Here is a 15,263-nt window from a genome sequence, read left to right as displayed (position 1 = left end):
CAATAGTGTAAATCTAGCTAATTAAAATAACTGTAAAACACAATAAGTTGTTAAATAAGTATCCAAATATCAAAAAAAAATACAAAACATTAGTATTCTTTCAATGATTCCTGTATTTCGTTATTGTTTCCTGCGCCTCACCTTATTTATTTATTAAAGTAGTATCTATTATAAACAAAAAATCCTGATAAACAATTGTTTATCAGGATTTGTACTGAATACAGGGCTAATATTGAACTCTTTACATGAAGATTGCAACCTAATATTACAATAATCAACTGTATTACAAAATGCCTGTTTTCTATGAAAAATTATAGGAAATTGACATTTCTTTTTTATCAATCATTCATCAAATATTATTTATTGTGAAAATTAATTTCAACTTTTAAACTCCAATTAATCCTTTACCCTCATTTTAAACAAAATTTAACCTATTAACATTAAATTATGATATTATTTATTTTATTAACTTTTTTTATGACTAAACCTATCTAAAATTGTATAATTTTAATCATCTTAAAACCACAAAACTTACCCACATGAATTATTTACAAAACATTCAATCTTCGGATTTAATTCAAATAGTAAAACCAATTACTCAAAAAAAACCTTTTAATCACTTAAAATGGTGAATTCATTATTAAGGTATTCAGAAATGGATTCTTAGGATTTTCGTATATTTTTTTCGGCTCTTGCAAATACAATAATATTTCTGTTGTATTATACTGAATTATTCTAGTCTTAGAATAAAAAATCTAATTAGGCTTAAGTTTTTATAAAGTATATAAGAAGTTAATTAAACTCCATAAAAAAACTAATCGTTTTTCTATGTTTTATACAACTTCTACTTTATCAACATTTAAATTTAAGATATAATTATATGAATTCTATTCTTATCACAATAATCAACTTTATAGTCAGCGCACTATACCTGATTCATATTATTAATTCTAATTTGTAAAAATTGTTTTTAATAAAATAGTGATTTGAGGCTACCCTCTTTTTCAGTTTAAAAGCTCAAAACTATAAACGAACATATCCGAAAGACTTATATCGATTTCACCAATACACAACGGGTTAATAACACATAATTTCAGAAGACTCAAAAGGTCAAATTTTACACTTTAAGCATCTCGTTTTTAAGTATAAGGTTTGTGTGCCATATACATATGTTATGCCTAAAAATTAACATTTTCAAATGAAACATAAATGAAACTTCAAAATATTGAAACCTTAGCAGAAGCATCTTTTCAACAAGCGCAATTATATAATGACAAGACTGCATTTATTTTTAATAAAAAGAAATTGAGTTATCGCAAATTGAATGAATTTTCAAATCAGGTTGCAAATGCTTTGATCAATGAAAATATCAAGCCCAATTCTAGAATCACCTTTTTAGGTAAAGACAGTTTATATAGTTATGAAATTTTATTCGGTTCAGTTAAGGCCAAAACAGTCTTTACCCCAATAAATTGGCGGCTTACTTATGACGAAATTTTATTTATTATTACCAACGGAGAAAGTGAAATTATCTTTGTCGAGCATGAATTCCTTCCTATAATAGAAAAACTTAATGAAGAACTAGTAAACACTTTAAAGATCATTGTGATTAATAATCAAGATAGTAAATATACCGACTATTTGGATTGGAGATCAGATCAATCAATACTGAAACCTGATGCTGTATATGATACAAATGATATTGTTGTTCAGATTTATACAAGTGGAACAACAGGCAGACCAAAAGGCGTACAAATTGGGAATTACACCTTTTTTCAGTTGTTAAATGGAATGCGCGACAGGGGAGATTTATGGGTAGATTTAAATTCCGAAGATAAATTATTACTGTCTCTTCCTATTTTTCATATCGGAGGAATGTGGTGGACATTGCAAGGGTTTCTTAGTGGCAGTACAGGAATACTTATTGATGCTTTTATTGCATGGAAAGTTTTGGAATTAATAGAACAGCACAAAATTACTAAAGTAGGAATGGTGCCCTCTATGATTCAATTTTCTTTATTAGAACCTTCAATAAAAAAAATAGATGTATCATCCGTTAATAGTTTTCTATATGGCGGATCTCCTATATCGCCCGACTTATTAAAGCAAGCAATGAAAATATTTAAATGTGATTTTTTTCAGATGTATGGCATGACCGAAACTGGAAATATGGCTGTTTGTTTAAGGCCAAAAGATCATCAAAAAAAATCAGATCAAATACTTAAATCAGCAGGAAAACCTCTCCCAGGAGTAGAAATACAAATAGTAGATGTAGAAGGAAATATAGTAACACCTAGTAGTATTGGTGAGATTTGGATTAAATCTCCTTCAAATATGGTAGGATATTGGAAAAACGAGCAAGCTAATGATGAAGTTTTAGTCGATGGATGGATTCGTTCAGGTGATGCTGGTTATCTAGATGAAGACGGATATCTTTTTATTTGTGATCGAATAAAAGATATGATCATATATGCTGGTGAAAATATTTATCCAGCAGAAATTGAAAATATTTTAAGCCTACACAAATGTATCAAAGAAGTAGCGGTAATAGGTATCCCTGACGAAAAATGGGGAGAAATCGTAAAAGCATTTGTAGTAACCAAAGAAGATTCTTCCTTAATTAACAAAACTATTTTAGTCAATTTTTTAAAAGGGAAAATTGCAGATTTTAAAATACCCAAATCCTTTTCATTTATTGATGCCTTACCTAGAAATTCAAGCGGCAAAATATTAAAAACAGAATTAAAAAAACCTTTCTGGAAAAACCAAGAAAGACTAGTAAACTAAAACTTTTAAAACCATTATAATGAAAACCCAACAAATGATTAACATCAAAGATGCAGAAAAAGATCAAATAGGAGCTGTCATCACAAATTTAGATGTCGTACAATTAGAACCTGAAAGCGAAGAAATAGGCGAAATCCTAAGTGCTATCTATCGCAATAAACTAATTGTTATTAAAGGTCAAAACCTAGACCCTAAGCAGTATGTAGATTTCACAAAAAAACTAGGTACTCCGCAGATTTATTTACAAGAAAATTATCATCACCCCAATTTTCCTGAGATTTTTGTTTCTTCTAATGTAAATAAACCTGGTGAAAAAGTAGGAGTAGCTGGAACTGGCCATTACTGGCATACTGATTGTCAATTTCAAGAACAACCTTTATCCTTTACTGCAATTACTCCTGTAATAATTCCAGAAACAGTTAGGTCTACTTCTTATATAGATATGAATAAGGTTTATAAAAACTTACCTGAAGACTTAAAAACACTTATTGAGAATAAAATCTTAATTCATGGAGGTAATAACAGGTATAAAGTAACACCAGATGATATAGACAAATCTATACAGCAATTAATCGAATATCAAAATAAAACGGCACCCCCTGTAAAACACCCAGCAATTATTGAGCACCCTGTTACGGGAGATAAAATATTATATGCAAGTAGTGGATTTACGATGAAGGTAGAAGGGATGAATCATGAAGAAAGTGAACAAACAATAAAGAGGTTATTTGATTTTATCGAGAAAGAAGAACATATTCACACACATCATTGGGACAAAGGTGATTTGATTATTTGGGATAATAGGTATTTACTCCACAAATCCTCAGCATTACCTGTAGGTGAGAAAAGTAAAAGCTATAGAATCGGTATCTATGACAAATACCCTTTTTATAAAGGAATCTCTAAAAACTCATAAGAAATGAACACAAAAAACATGTATCCAGACATAGAGAACTCACTCCTTAAGGTAGAAGACCATTATATAAAAAAAATTTTAACCCCCTATCACGACCATTGTCATTACTTAAAAAACTTAGATGTACATATTAATGAGCATAATGGGGTTAAAGAATTAGTAGGAAAAGGTAATTTTGGTATTGCCAGTTCCTGTTATATAGATGATACTGGTCATTTTAATGCCGTAGAGTTTAACATCTGTTTTAATCAATTAGCATATACTTTTTTTGGCTATTGTATATTAAAAAATCTGATTCCTGAGCTCAATATGTATAAAGGAGAGATATTTTTCCAGAACCAACTTTCACATCTCCTTATAGCCAAGATATCATCATCTTATAAAACCGAAATTAATGCAAAAAAATTTAAGGGTGAGATCGGTATCAAAAGTTTATCTAAAAGATCTACAGGTACTTTTGTAAATACCTACTGTAATTTCGAAGATGGCATAAATGGAAAATCTACAGGAGAAATACTTGTAGTGCTTTTAAATCCTTAATTATTTATAGTAGTTCTTATATCATTTTAAACAAACTCTCTTTTTTATAACAATTAAAATTTTCTAATGATGACAATTTTAATGAAATATTAGTTTGTAAGAAGTTGTTTAAAATAAGCCAAAACTACTGTAATCTAAAAATTTAAAATATGGCAATTAACATAATAGAAACCTTGCTACAAAACACACCTAGCAAAAGACAAAATATTTTAAGCGATTACATTCGAAAACTTTTAACCGAATTTCTTGAACTGGATCCATCCCATGTAATAACAAAAGATCAAAGTTTTATCGAATTAGGAACAGATTCTGCACAAGCTATAGAATTTAAACTAAAACTTGAACAAGAATTAGATTGTTCTCTAAAAACAACAGTACTTTTTGATTATCCAAGGCTAGACACATTAGTAGATTTTTTACTTAGTGAATTAAAAATAGCACCAGAACATCAAATAGATAAGTCTTTAAATCAAAAAAATAACTCAGAGAATACTAAAGATGAAATTGCTATAATAGGCATGGCGTGCAGAATGCCTGGAGGCATCATGAATCCAATGGATTTTTGGCAACTACTCATCAATAATGAAAATGCAATTGAAGAAGTTCCTAAATCGAGATTTGATATAGATCAATTCTATTCTGACAAAAAAGAATCTGGTAAAGTTTCAAGTCGCTATGGAGGTTTTATAAAAAACATCAAAGAATTTGACCCTCAGTTTTTTGGAATTTCAGCTAAAGAAGCTTCAGAAATGGATCCACAGCAAAGAGTCTTAATGGAAGTAGCATGGGAGGCCATCGAAAACTCTGGTCAGTCTGCCAATAATCTAAGAGGAAACAATATAGGTGTCTTTGTAGGAATTCGTAACACCGAATATTACCCTCCAGAAAAAGATAGAGATCCAAAAAACATTACCTTTTTTAGCGGAATGGGCACTCAACTTAGTGCCGCTTCAGGAAGATTATCTTATTTTCTAGGGCTAACAGGACCAAGTCTATCTATTGATACAGCTTGTTCTGCATCAATGACAGCCCTTCATTATGCCTGTGAAAGCATCCGTAACAATGAATCAGACGGAGCACTTGTTGGTGGTGTTAATATAATAATTTCTGGAGAAAATAATGTAGCAGCAAGTCAAGGAAATATGCTGTCTTCTGATGGTTTTTGCAAAACATTTTCTTCAAAAGCTGATGGATATGTAAGATCTGAAGGGTGTGCCGTATTCTACTTAAAACCTTTAAAAAAGGCCCAATTAGATGGTGACCCAATCCTTAGTGTAATATGTGCTACAGGAATAAATCAAGATGGAGCAAGTGGAGGTCTAACAGTACCATATGGCCCTGCTCAAGAAAATTTGATTCGTAAAACTTTAGACAAAGCGAATTTGAACCCTGAGGATATTGATTACGTAGAAGCACATGGGACAGGAACTCCACTAGGAGACCCTATAGAAGTTCAAGCTCTAAACAACACAATTGGAATTGGTCATAACAATAAAAATCCATTAAAAATAGGCTCGGTTAAAACAAATATAGGGCATACAGAGCCTGTAGCAGGATTAGCAGGGCTAATGAAAACCGTATTATCCATGCAACATGAGATGATACCTTCTAACTTACATGCAGACCCACCTAATCCCTACATTGATTGGGATGACATGCCTCTAAAAGTAGTTACAAAAAACACACCATGGTATCGAAATGAAAAATCTCGATATGCTGGAATTAGCTCCTTTGGATTTACAGGAACCAACACCCATGCTATTATTAAAGAAGCCCCAGTAATAAAACTATTAGACACTCCTTCTGAGGATAAAAATTATTTTTTTACTTGTTCTGCAAAAACTAAAAAAGCATTAGAGACTCAAGTAAAAAATCATGTAAATTATTTAAAAGAGGTAACAGAAAAAGAGATTGCTGATGTTTGCTACACCTCGCTTACTGGACGTAATCATTTTCAATATAGAATATCAGTAATAGAGAACTCTAAAGAAGATATCATTAATAGTTTACAAACGAGTTTCAAAAAAGAATCAAATGCTTTTTTTAGTAAAATAAGCTTAGAAAAATCAAAAATAGCATTTATTATTCCTGATTTACTTAATTTTAACCTAGAAGCAGTACGCTTCCTTTTCAACGAACATCCTGTGTTCAGAAAAATAATAAAGGATTGCGATCGAGTAACAGATAATAACTACAAACTATTAGAATCTTTTACTACAAAAAATGATCAAAACACTTCATTAGATGAACAAGATAACTCAATTTTATATTTCACAGCTTTATATGCCTATGCCAAAAGTTGGATATATTGGGGGATTACACCTGATCTTTTACTTTGTAGTAATCATAGTTCTAGTCAGATTCTAGCAGCATGTATATCAGGTGTATTTGATTACAAGAGTGCCATACAATTACTAGAAAAAAAACACTCCTTTATAAATAAAGCCGATACTGAAAAGGAAGTTACACAGATTATCGAGCAAATAGAGTTTTCAAATCCAGATATAACTTTAGCAACCGACACATCGGGATTTATTGACTCTGACGACATTACTTCTATTATTTATTGGAAAAACCAACTGATATCTAGCAATTTAAAAACCAATAAAAACTTAGACCTAACAGCAATAATTGAAAAACATGATCTCTTCTTATGCATTGGTAGGCCCCAAAAAATTAGCAATACAATCAGTGCTTTAAAAGAAAAAATCATATTAGATAACCACTTTAATCAAGGGGAGTATAAAAATCAATTTCTAAAATGTATTCAAAGCCTATATCATTTTGGAGTAGAGGTTAATTGGATAAACTTTATAGAAGGGCAAAACTATAAAAAAGTTGTCCTGCCTAATTATCCTTTTCAAAGGAAATACTATTGGCTAAATCATATAGAAGAAAACTCAAATTCATATATGATACCTAAAAACATATACAAACATGAACACCCGTTATTAGGTAATAAAATAGAATTAGCTTTAAGCCTTGATCAAACAATTAGGTATAATGGAGTTTTAAATACGCAATACCCTAGTTTTATTAAAGATCATAAAGTATATGACAAGATATTATTTCCAGGAGCTGGTTATATAGAAATGGCATTTGCAGGAGCTATATCAGTAGCAAACAGAAAAAGTATAAAGCATATTACATTGTCTGAAATTTCTTTTAAACAATCTTTAGAGTTAATCGAAGGAAAAAACACAACTATACAAACTTCTTTTTCTCCATTAATGTCTAGCTCTAATTCTCGTTATGAGTTTAATATCCATAGTGTTTCTGAAAATTTAGAGAAAGAAAAAAACGAAAGCAATACTCAGTGGACTTATCATGCAAATGGTATTTTAAAATTAGAGAATACTCCTGACATCATAGACACTATTGATGATCTTGACAGCATAAAGGATAGATGTCATACTACTATAGATGGAAAAGAACATTACAAGAGAACAAGTTTGACAGGTTTACATTATGGTGCTTCTTTTCAAGGTGTTTCTAAAATGTGGTATAATGAAAATGAAGCTTTGACTCAAGTTAAATTACCAAATCAGTCTAGCACTAACTCATCAGAATATCATTTTCATCCAGCATTACTAGATTCTTGCTTCCAAAGTCTTTCTGCACTCTTGGCGCCAGAAAAAATCGTAGAGGCATTACTGCCAATAAGCATACAGTCTATAACCATATTTGATGTTCCTACTACAGAATTATGGTGTTATATAAATACCCCTAAAAAGATTGGGGACACCTATTATCAAGCTGATTTTCATATCGTCAATAGTAATGGTAAAAACATTGCTTTTATAAACGGCCTTAAGTTGATCCGTCTAAAAAATAATGAGATAAATGGAACTAAAGAAACAAAAGAGCATGCAGAAGAAGAAAGTGCTATTAATGACACTATAACCCATTCTGTATCTTGGATTCAACAACCAGAGATAAAAAGACATTTATCATACAAAGAGCGGATGGTAAAAGACCCTACAAGCTGGCTCATTCTTTGTGATAAACAAGGAATTGGAGATCAGCTTACATCCTTATTAGAAGAGAAGCAAGAAAGAGCAATCCAATTACACATAGAAGACTTTGATTTTGAAGATATAGAAAATTGGAAAGATTTTCTATCTGATGAGTTTGATGAAAGTTTTCCTAAATTAAAAGGAGTAATAAACCTATGGGGGATAGAACAATCCTTTGAGCAAGAAGGGTTACATAGTTCTCTTTTATTAATACAATCCCTAGAAGAGTTATTGAATACGTTTTCAAAAAAAACTACAGAGAAACCACGTTTGTGGTGGATAACCAAAGGTGGGCAAGCAATTATAAATGATACAGAAAAGATAAACCCAAAAGAATCTACATTATGGGGGTTTAGGGCAAGTTTAGCATATGAATTAGGAAAATATACTCCATCTTGTATTGATCTTGATTCCTCTGAAAATCTTAACAAAAAACAAGCACAACAACTTTTTGATGAAATATGGAATCCAGGACCTGAAGATCAGGTAGCATTTAGAAATGGAAATCGATATGTAGCAAGGTTATCAGAATATCAATTGAAAGATAAAAACCAAAATACATCTCCCTTACAACTCAGAATAAAAGAGTATGGAACATTAGAAAATCTAGAACAAGTTTCGCAAAATAAGAAAGCTCCTGGTGTTGATGAGGTACAAATTGCAGTTACAGCAAGTGCCCTTAATTTTAAAGATGTCTTACATACTTTAGGGTTACTGCAAGAACACAGTGAACAACAAGGAATTATTAGTTCTAAAGATCAACCTTTAGGTTTTGAATGTTCTGGAATTGTAACTGCCGTTGGCAAGAATGTTAAAAGCACTAAAATAGGAGATAAAGTAATAGCAACTTCTCCTAACGGATGTATGAAAAGTTTTGTAACAGTATCACCTGCATATATTGTACCAAAACCAGCAAATCTTAGTATGATAGAAGCTTCTGCAATACCTACTGTTTTTATGACCGCATTATATGGTTTAGAGGAGTTGGCCAAAATCAAAAAAGGTGATAAAGTTTTAATACATGCTTGTGCAGGTGGTGTCGGTCAGGCTGCTTTACAAATAGCACAAAATGCAGGTGCAATAGTATTTGCTACAGCAAGTAAGTCAAAATGGGATTTCCTTAAATCAAAAGGAGTAGAATACATCATGGACTCTAGAAGTCTAGATTATGCTAATGAGATTAATAAGATAACTAACAATAAGGGAGTTGATATTGTATTAAATAGCTTAAAAGACGAATATATTTCTAAAAACCTAGAAGTTTTAGCTAAAAATGGAAGGTATGTAGAAATAGGAAAAATAGGTATCTGGACTAAAGAAAAAATGAAAAACACACGTCCTGATATTGATTATTTTGTATTTGACCTTGGTGATGACATAAGAAATAATCAAGTATTATATAAAAAACTCCTTCTCAAAATCACTGATAGATTTACCCAAGAAAAACTGCAAACAATCCCTATAACTTCTTTTGATATAACAGAAGCCAAAACAGCATTTCAATATCTAGCACAAGCAAAAAATATTGGAAAAGTTGTTCTCTCCTTACCAGAAATCAAAGAAAAAACCTCCTCCCCTTTAGTAGGAGACAAGAATTATTTAATCACCGGAGGTTTAGGAAGTCTAGGTCTTAAAGTTGCCGAAAAAATGGCAGATTTAGGAGCAAAACATATTTCACTTGTAGGTAGAAACCACCCTAGTAGTGAGGCAAAAGAAAAAATTGAAATATTAGAGAAAAAGCACAAGGTCAATGTGCAAGTCATTCAATCTGATATTTCAATAGAAAAAGAAACTATTAAATTATTTAAAACTCTAAATAAAAATAAAATATCCTTAGCAGGCATTATTCATGCTGCGGGCACACTACAAGATGGAGTATTATTGCAACAAGACTGGAATAGTTTTGAGAGTGTGATGTCATCAAAAATGAAAGGTACATGGAATTTACATACCTGTAGTGATAAGATTGATCTTGACTTTTTTATCTGCTTTTCTTCTATGACGTCTGTTTTAGGAGGATTAGGGCAAACTAATTATGCTGCCGCAAATGCATTCATGGATACTTTTGCAAGATACCGTCGAGATCTGGGGCTTCCATGTTTAAGCATTAACTGGGGACCATGGGCCGAAGGAGGAATGGCTTCTAATATGAATAAACAGGATCAACAGCGTATCAAAGATATGGGAGTTGAATACCTGTCTGACAATCAAGCTCTAAATACCTTTTCAAAACTACTAGCAAATCCTTCAAGTCATCATATAGGGGTTTGGAACATGAATTGGGAAAATTATTTCAAAAACCAGCAAAGAATAAATGTGCCAAAATTTTTGGAAAATTTTAAAGATGTAGCAGAAAAATCAAATGACCAAAATTTTTCAATACTAAACCTATTGAAAGAAAAGCCTGTAGAAGAAAGAAAACCTTTCTTTTTAACATATATGCAAAAAGAAATAGCTCAACTAATGGGGATTGATTCTATTGACGAAATTGACCCAGAACAACCCTTATTTGATCTTGGTGTCGACTCTTTGGTTACAATAGATTTAAGTAATCGATTACAAAAAAGCATTAATCAGGAGTTTAATGCCAGCATAATCTTTGAACAACCAACACTTGAAGCACTTACAGACTATATTCTAAATGATTTATTAGGGTTAGGAGAGGAAAAAGAAAATATAGTTGAACCTATAAAAGAAATCCTTGAAACAAATACTCCAGAATTTTCAGAAGAAGAGTTAGCTCAAGAGTTATCTAAACTTGTAGAATAAAAATTAAGTAAATAGTATCATTAAAACTTATTAACAAAACAGGCTTTATTCTAAATCTTAATAGAATCTATCTAAAACTAGTGATCGATTCTATTAAGACAAAATAAAGATTGAGATATCATATCTATTAAGATTTAGAATAAAGCCATAAAATACCAATAAAATGAACCGGGAACTAGAAATTTCAATATTAAAAAGGATTATAGAAAATGTAAATTCAAGGAAAGTTTCTGATACTGGAAATCAGAGTGAATACTCTAAAATTTCTGTAGAAGCATATACAAGCCGTGAAAAATTTATAAAAGAAAAAAACACACTATTTAAGGAATTTCCATTAATGGTCGGGTTTTCTTCAGAAATAGCAAACCATGGTGATTATATCGCTCACGATTTAACCACCACCCCAATTATTGTAATCCGAAATAAAGATATGTCTTTAAAAGCTTATATTAATGCTTGTCGACATAGAGGAGCACGAATGTTGGATGAAGTACAAGGCAATTGCAAAGGTAATCTTAAATGCCCTTTTCATGGATGGAGTTATTCCCCAAAGAATGGTGATTTAAGAGGTTTACCCAACCCTGAAGGTTTTCCTTGTATTAACAAAAAAGATTTTGGACTAATATCATTACCTGTAGAAGAATGTTTTGGAATGATCTATGTAATTCCTACACCTGGCAAAGAATTGGATTTAAAATCTCATTTAGGAGAGATTTATGACAATTTGATGAGTTATGGGTATGATGAAAATAAAGTACTTTATAAGTCCAAAATACATCATAGAGATATGAACTGGAAATTTAGTATTGAAGCTAATTCCGAAAATTATCATTTTCCATATCTACATAAAGAATCTTCAGCTGATAACTTTCTAAGTTTTGGATCTGTATTTGATTATTTAAAACCTCACGCAAGATTAATAGCTCCACAGGAGAAAATTCTGAAAGAATACGATAAAGATGAAAAAGATTGGGAATTACAAAACAACGTAACTATCATTTATTTTATTTTTCCCAATACATTTTATTTAACAGGAACTGGTTTTGGACATGTATTAAGTGTCTATCCAAAAGACGAGAAACATTGTACTTTTATCTCAGGCACATTAGTTGATGATTTACCACACACAGAGAAAAACAAAATGTTCTGGGAACAGCAATACAATTACTATTGGGGCGCTCTTTATGAGGATATGGAAATTGGAGAGTCTATCCAAACTACTATCGAATCAGAAGCTAATACTCATTTTGTATATGGGACTTACGAAGACTTATTATATAAATTTCACAAAACGGTAGAAGAAGTAATTAATGGTGAGTATTCTTTAGAAGATGTAAAAAACAATATCCATGAATCACTAACTGTATAATAATGAGTACAGGAAACTATAGAGAATTACTTGAAAAAGCAGTCCATTCTATAAAAGATGGTAAAAATAGAATCCGAGAACTAGAAAACGAAAAATATGAGCCCATTGCTATTGTAGGTACCAGTTGCAGATTACCTGGAAAAATAGTTGATTTAGATAGTTTACATACAATCCTAAAAAACAAAACAGATACAATATCTGATATCCCCTCAAATAGATGGGATATAGACAGATATTATTCTTCACAACCAGAACAAGGTAAAATATATGCTAAGCAAGCTGGTATCATTGATAATGTAGATAAGTTTGATGCAGAATTTTTTAAAATATCACCAGAAGAGGCAAAAATGATGGATCCGCAATATAGGGTTTTATTAGAAATGTCATGGGAAGCTCTTGAAAATTCAAATATCCTACCAAAAACATTACACAACTATCTTACTGGTGTTTTTGTAGGAATTTCATCTGTAGACTACCTAAGTCAAATATGTAGAAAGGTAGACGAGAAAGCATATAATAGCTATACCTCTATTGGTAATAGCAATAGCACAGCTGCTGGAAGAATATCTTCTTATCTGGGGTTAAAAGGGCCTTGTATGATATTTGACACTGCATGTTCCTCATCATTAACGGCACTGCATCAGGCTTGTGAGAGCCTTCGTAGAAAAGAATGCGATCTGGCACTAACTGGAGGTGTTAATTTATTATTGTCACCTGTAAGTATGTTAGCATTTTCTCAAACTGGTGTACTATCCTCAGATAACAGATGTTATACTTTTGATAATACCGCAAATGGATACGTAAGATCCGAAGGAGGAGGAATGATTGTCCTAAAAAGGCTATCAACTGCTATAAAAGAAGGAGATACTATTCTTGCACAAATTATTGGTTCTTCAATAAATCATAACGGATCTGGAGGAGGGTTAACAGTACCTAATGGAGCATCTCAAAAAGAGCTGATTCAGCAGGCATTAAAAAATGCCAAGATAACACCCGATCAAATTGACTATATAGAAGCTCATGGAACGGGCACTTTATTTGGAGACCTTATAGAAATGAAAGCATTACATGAAGTTTTCTCTGAGAGCAAAACAAAAGAACACCCCATGTTTGTCGGAGCAATCAAAACTAATATCGGTCATCTAGAAGCTGCTTCTGGAATAGCTGGGATTTTAAAAATAATTTCACAGCTCAAAAATGAACAGCTATATCCTCATTTACATTTTAACACACCCAATAGTCATATTAAATGGAAAGATATGGCTATTGAAATACCTGTAAAAAAGATACCATGGAAACCTTCTGATAGTAAAAGAAGAATTGGAGGAGTAAGTTCATTTGGGATTAGTGGGAGTAATGCTCATGTAATTATAGAGGAATTTATGAACACATCCGAGAAAACCATTACTACAAATATTCTAAAGAAATATCCAATCATAATTGTTGTCTCTGCAAAAACCAAAGAAAGCCTTACTACATACATTCAATTGTTAGTAAACTATCTTAATTCAAATAATACCAATGAATCCATTCTTATTAGAATGGCATACACCTTACAAACAGCAAGAACTCCTATGAAAGAAAGGGTCGCTTTTATCGTAAGTAATGTAGAACAATTAAAAACAAAGTTTAACCAGTACCTTAAAAAAGAAGATATTACAGAAGGTTTTTTTTTAGGAAAAGTAACAAAAGTAAATAATTTTCCCACAAGACCGACATTAAAAGAAAAAAATATTCATGAGCTGGCGCAACTATGGGTAAAAGGCACTAATATTGATTGGAGTTTATTATATGAAAATGATAATTACCCTTCTAAGATAAGTTTGCCAACTTATCCATTTAATCGTACTCGATATTGGGTTCCTAAATCAAAAAAAACAATCTCAAATAGTTCTAATAATTTACATCCACTACTTCATAGTAATGAATCAAGTTTAAAAGGGCAGAAATACAAGAGTACATATACAGGCAAGGAAACATTTCTTTTTACCCATATAAATAATGAAAAAAAAATATTTCCTGAGGTAGCCCACATAGAGTTAGCTCGTGCAGCAGGGCAGTATAGTACTGAATCTACTGTTACACAACTACAGGATATCACATGGTTTGACCCGATACAGATAAATGGTAAGCCCGAATATATACATACAAGCCTTGACCTTATCGATAAAAAATTAAGGTTCGAGATTTATAGTGAGAATGGAGAAGAAAAAAAGATCCATAGTCAAGGAAAAATAGGCACTAAAAAACTGAAGCCTTTACCTAATCACAATCTAAAATCTCTTCAAAAGAGGTGCCTTAAATATATAAGTAAAGAACACTGCTATACTCAATTTGAAGCCAAAGGATTGAATTATGATGTGAGATTTCAGGGAATAGAAGAGCTTTGGCACAATGACAAAGAGGCTCTTTCCAAAATTAAACTACCTCAAAAAGGAGATTATGTTTTACAACCAGAAATACTAGAGAACGCTCTGCAAACATGCCTAATACTAAATTTAAATAAAGAAACTCCTTTGGACATAACTTTGCCATTTGCTATTCAAGAATTAAATATATACGAGGATATTCCTGAAATTTTATGGTGTTATGTTAGAGAAAATATTAATAATAAACCATCAATAGATGAAGTCAATTATGATATTGATCTTTTAAATAATACGGGAGAAGCATTAGTTAGTTTTAGAAATTTAAGAAAAAAGGAGGCTTGTTACAAAGAGTACTCAGAAAGTAATATTGATGATTTAATTAAGGAACTAACCAGTGGTTATTCTTTTACATCCTTAGATAATTTTATTGAAGAAATTTCAAATAAAAAATTAGAAACACTAATCTCGATTTTCAAAAACACTTAATTAGAGTTTAT

General features: G+C 31.4%; 6 protein-coding genes. All 6 read left to right on the top strand.

Translation table 11 applies throughout. The annotated features are described in order from the left end of the window. Nucleotides 1–1,209 precede the first annotated feature (1,209 nt). The 6 genes from DG508_RS18860 to DG508_RS18835 all read left to right on the top strand — a co-directional run bounded on the left by DG508_RS18860 (nucleotide 1,210) and on the right by DG508_RS18835 (nucleotide 15,252). The gene (locus DG508_RS18860; RefSeq protein ID WP_108869637.1) at nucleotides 1,210–2,787 is read left to right on the top strand and encodes a long-chain-fatty-acid--CoA ligase; all 1,578 of its coding nucleotides are present in this window, start codon (nucleotides 1,210–1,212) and stop codon (nucleotides 2,785–2,787) included. Nucleotides 2,788–2,806: 19 nt separating this feature from the next. Next, a complete protein-coding gene (locus tag DG508_RS18855) occupies nucleotides 2,807–3,703 on the top strand; it encodes a TauD/TfdA dioxygenase family protein (RefSeq protein ID WP_108869636.1) in 897 nt (298 codons plus the stop codon). Nucleotides 3,704–3,706: 3 nt separating this feature from the next. Beyond that, nucleotides 3,707–4,243, top strand: a complete 537-nt coding sequence (locus DG508_RS18850) for an FcoT family thioesterase (protein WP_108869635.1) — start codon at nucleotides 3,707–3,709, stop codon at nucleotides 4,241–4,243. 149 nt (nucleotides 4,244–4,392) lie between these two features. Next, a complete protein-coding gene (locus DG508_RS18845; protein WP_108869634.1) occupies nucleotides 4,393–11,028 on the top strand; it encodes an SDR family NAD(P)-dependent oxidoreductase in 6,636 nt (2,211 codons plus the stop codon). Nucleotides 11,029–11,191: 163 nt separating this feature from the next. Then, entirely contained in the window at nucleotides 11,192–12,397 is a 1,206-nt protein-coding gene (locus DG508_RS18840; RefSeq protein WP_108869633.1) for an aromatic ring-hydroxylating oxygenase subunit alpha, read from the top strand. Nucleotides 12,398–12,399: 2 nt separating this feature from the next. Beyond that, complete coding sequence (locus tag DG508_RS18835) at nucleotides 12,400–15,252, top strand: type I polyketide synthase (protein ID WP_108869632.1); 2,853 nt, start codon at nucleotides 12,400–12,402, stop codon at nucleotides 15,250–15,252. Nucleotides 15,253–15,263 lie beyond the last annotated feature (11 nt).

Origin of the sequence: Aquimarina aquimarini (genome assembly GCF_900299535.1) — a bacterium.
In the GTDB taxonomy this organism is placed as follows: domain Bacteria; phylum Bacteroidota; class Bacteroidia; order Flavobacteriales; family Flavobacteriaceae; genus Aquimarina; species Aquimarina aquimarini.
This window is presented reverse-complemented; position numbering and strand designations above follow the sequence as displayed.

What these genes read in the sequence shown, in the direction of transcription:
- DG508_RS18860 (WP_108869637.1), top strand. Translation starts at nt 1,210, where the DNA reads ATGAAACTTCAAAATATTGAAACCTTAGCAGAAGCATCTTTTCAACAA.
- DG508_RS18855 (WP_108869636.1), top strand. Translation starts at nt 2,807, where the DNA reads ATGAAAACCCAACAAATGATTAACATCAAAGATGCAGAAAAAGATCAA.
- DG508_RS18850 (WP_108869635.1), top strand. Translation starts at nt 3,707, where the DNA reads ATGAACACAAAAAACATGTATCCAGACATAGAGAACTCACTCCTTAAG.
- DG508_RS18845 (WP_108869634.1), top strand. Translation starts at nt 4,393, where the DNA reads ATGGCAATTAACATAATAGAAACCTTGCTACAAAACACACCTAGCAAA.
- DG508_RS18840 (WP_108869633.1), top strand. Translation starts at nt 11,192, where the DNA reads ATGAACCGGGAACTAGAAATTTCAATATTAAAAAGGATTATAGAAAAT.
- DG508_RS18835 (WP_108869632.1), top strand. Translation starts at nt 12,400, where the DNA reads ATGAGTACAGGAAACTATAGAGAATTACTTGAAAAAGCAGTCCATTCT.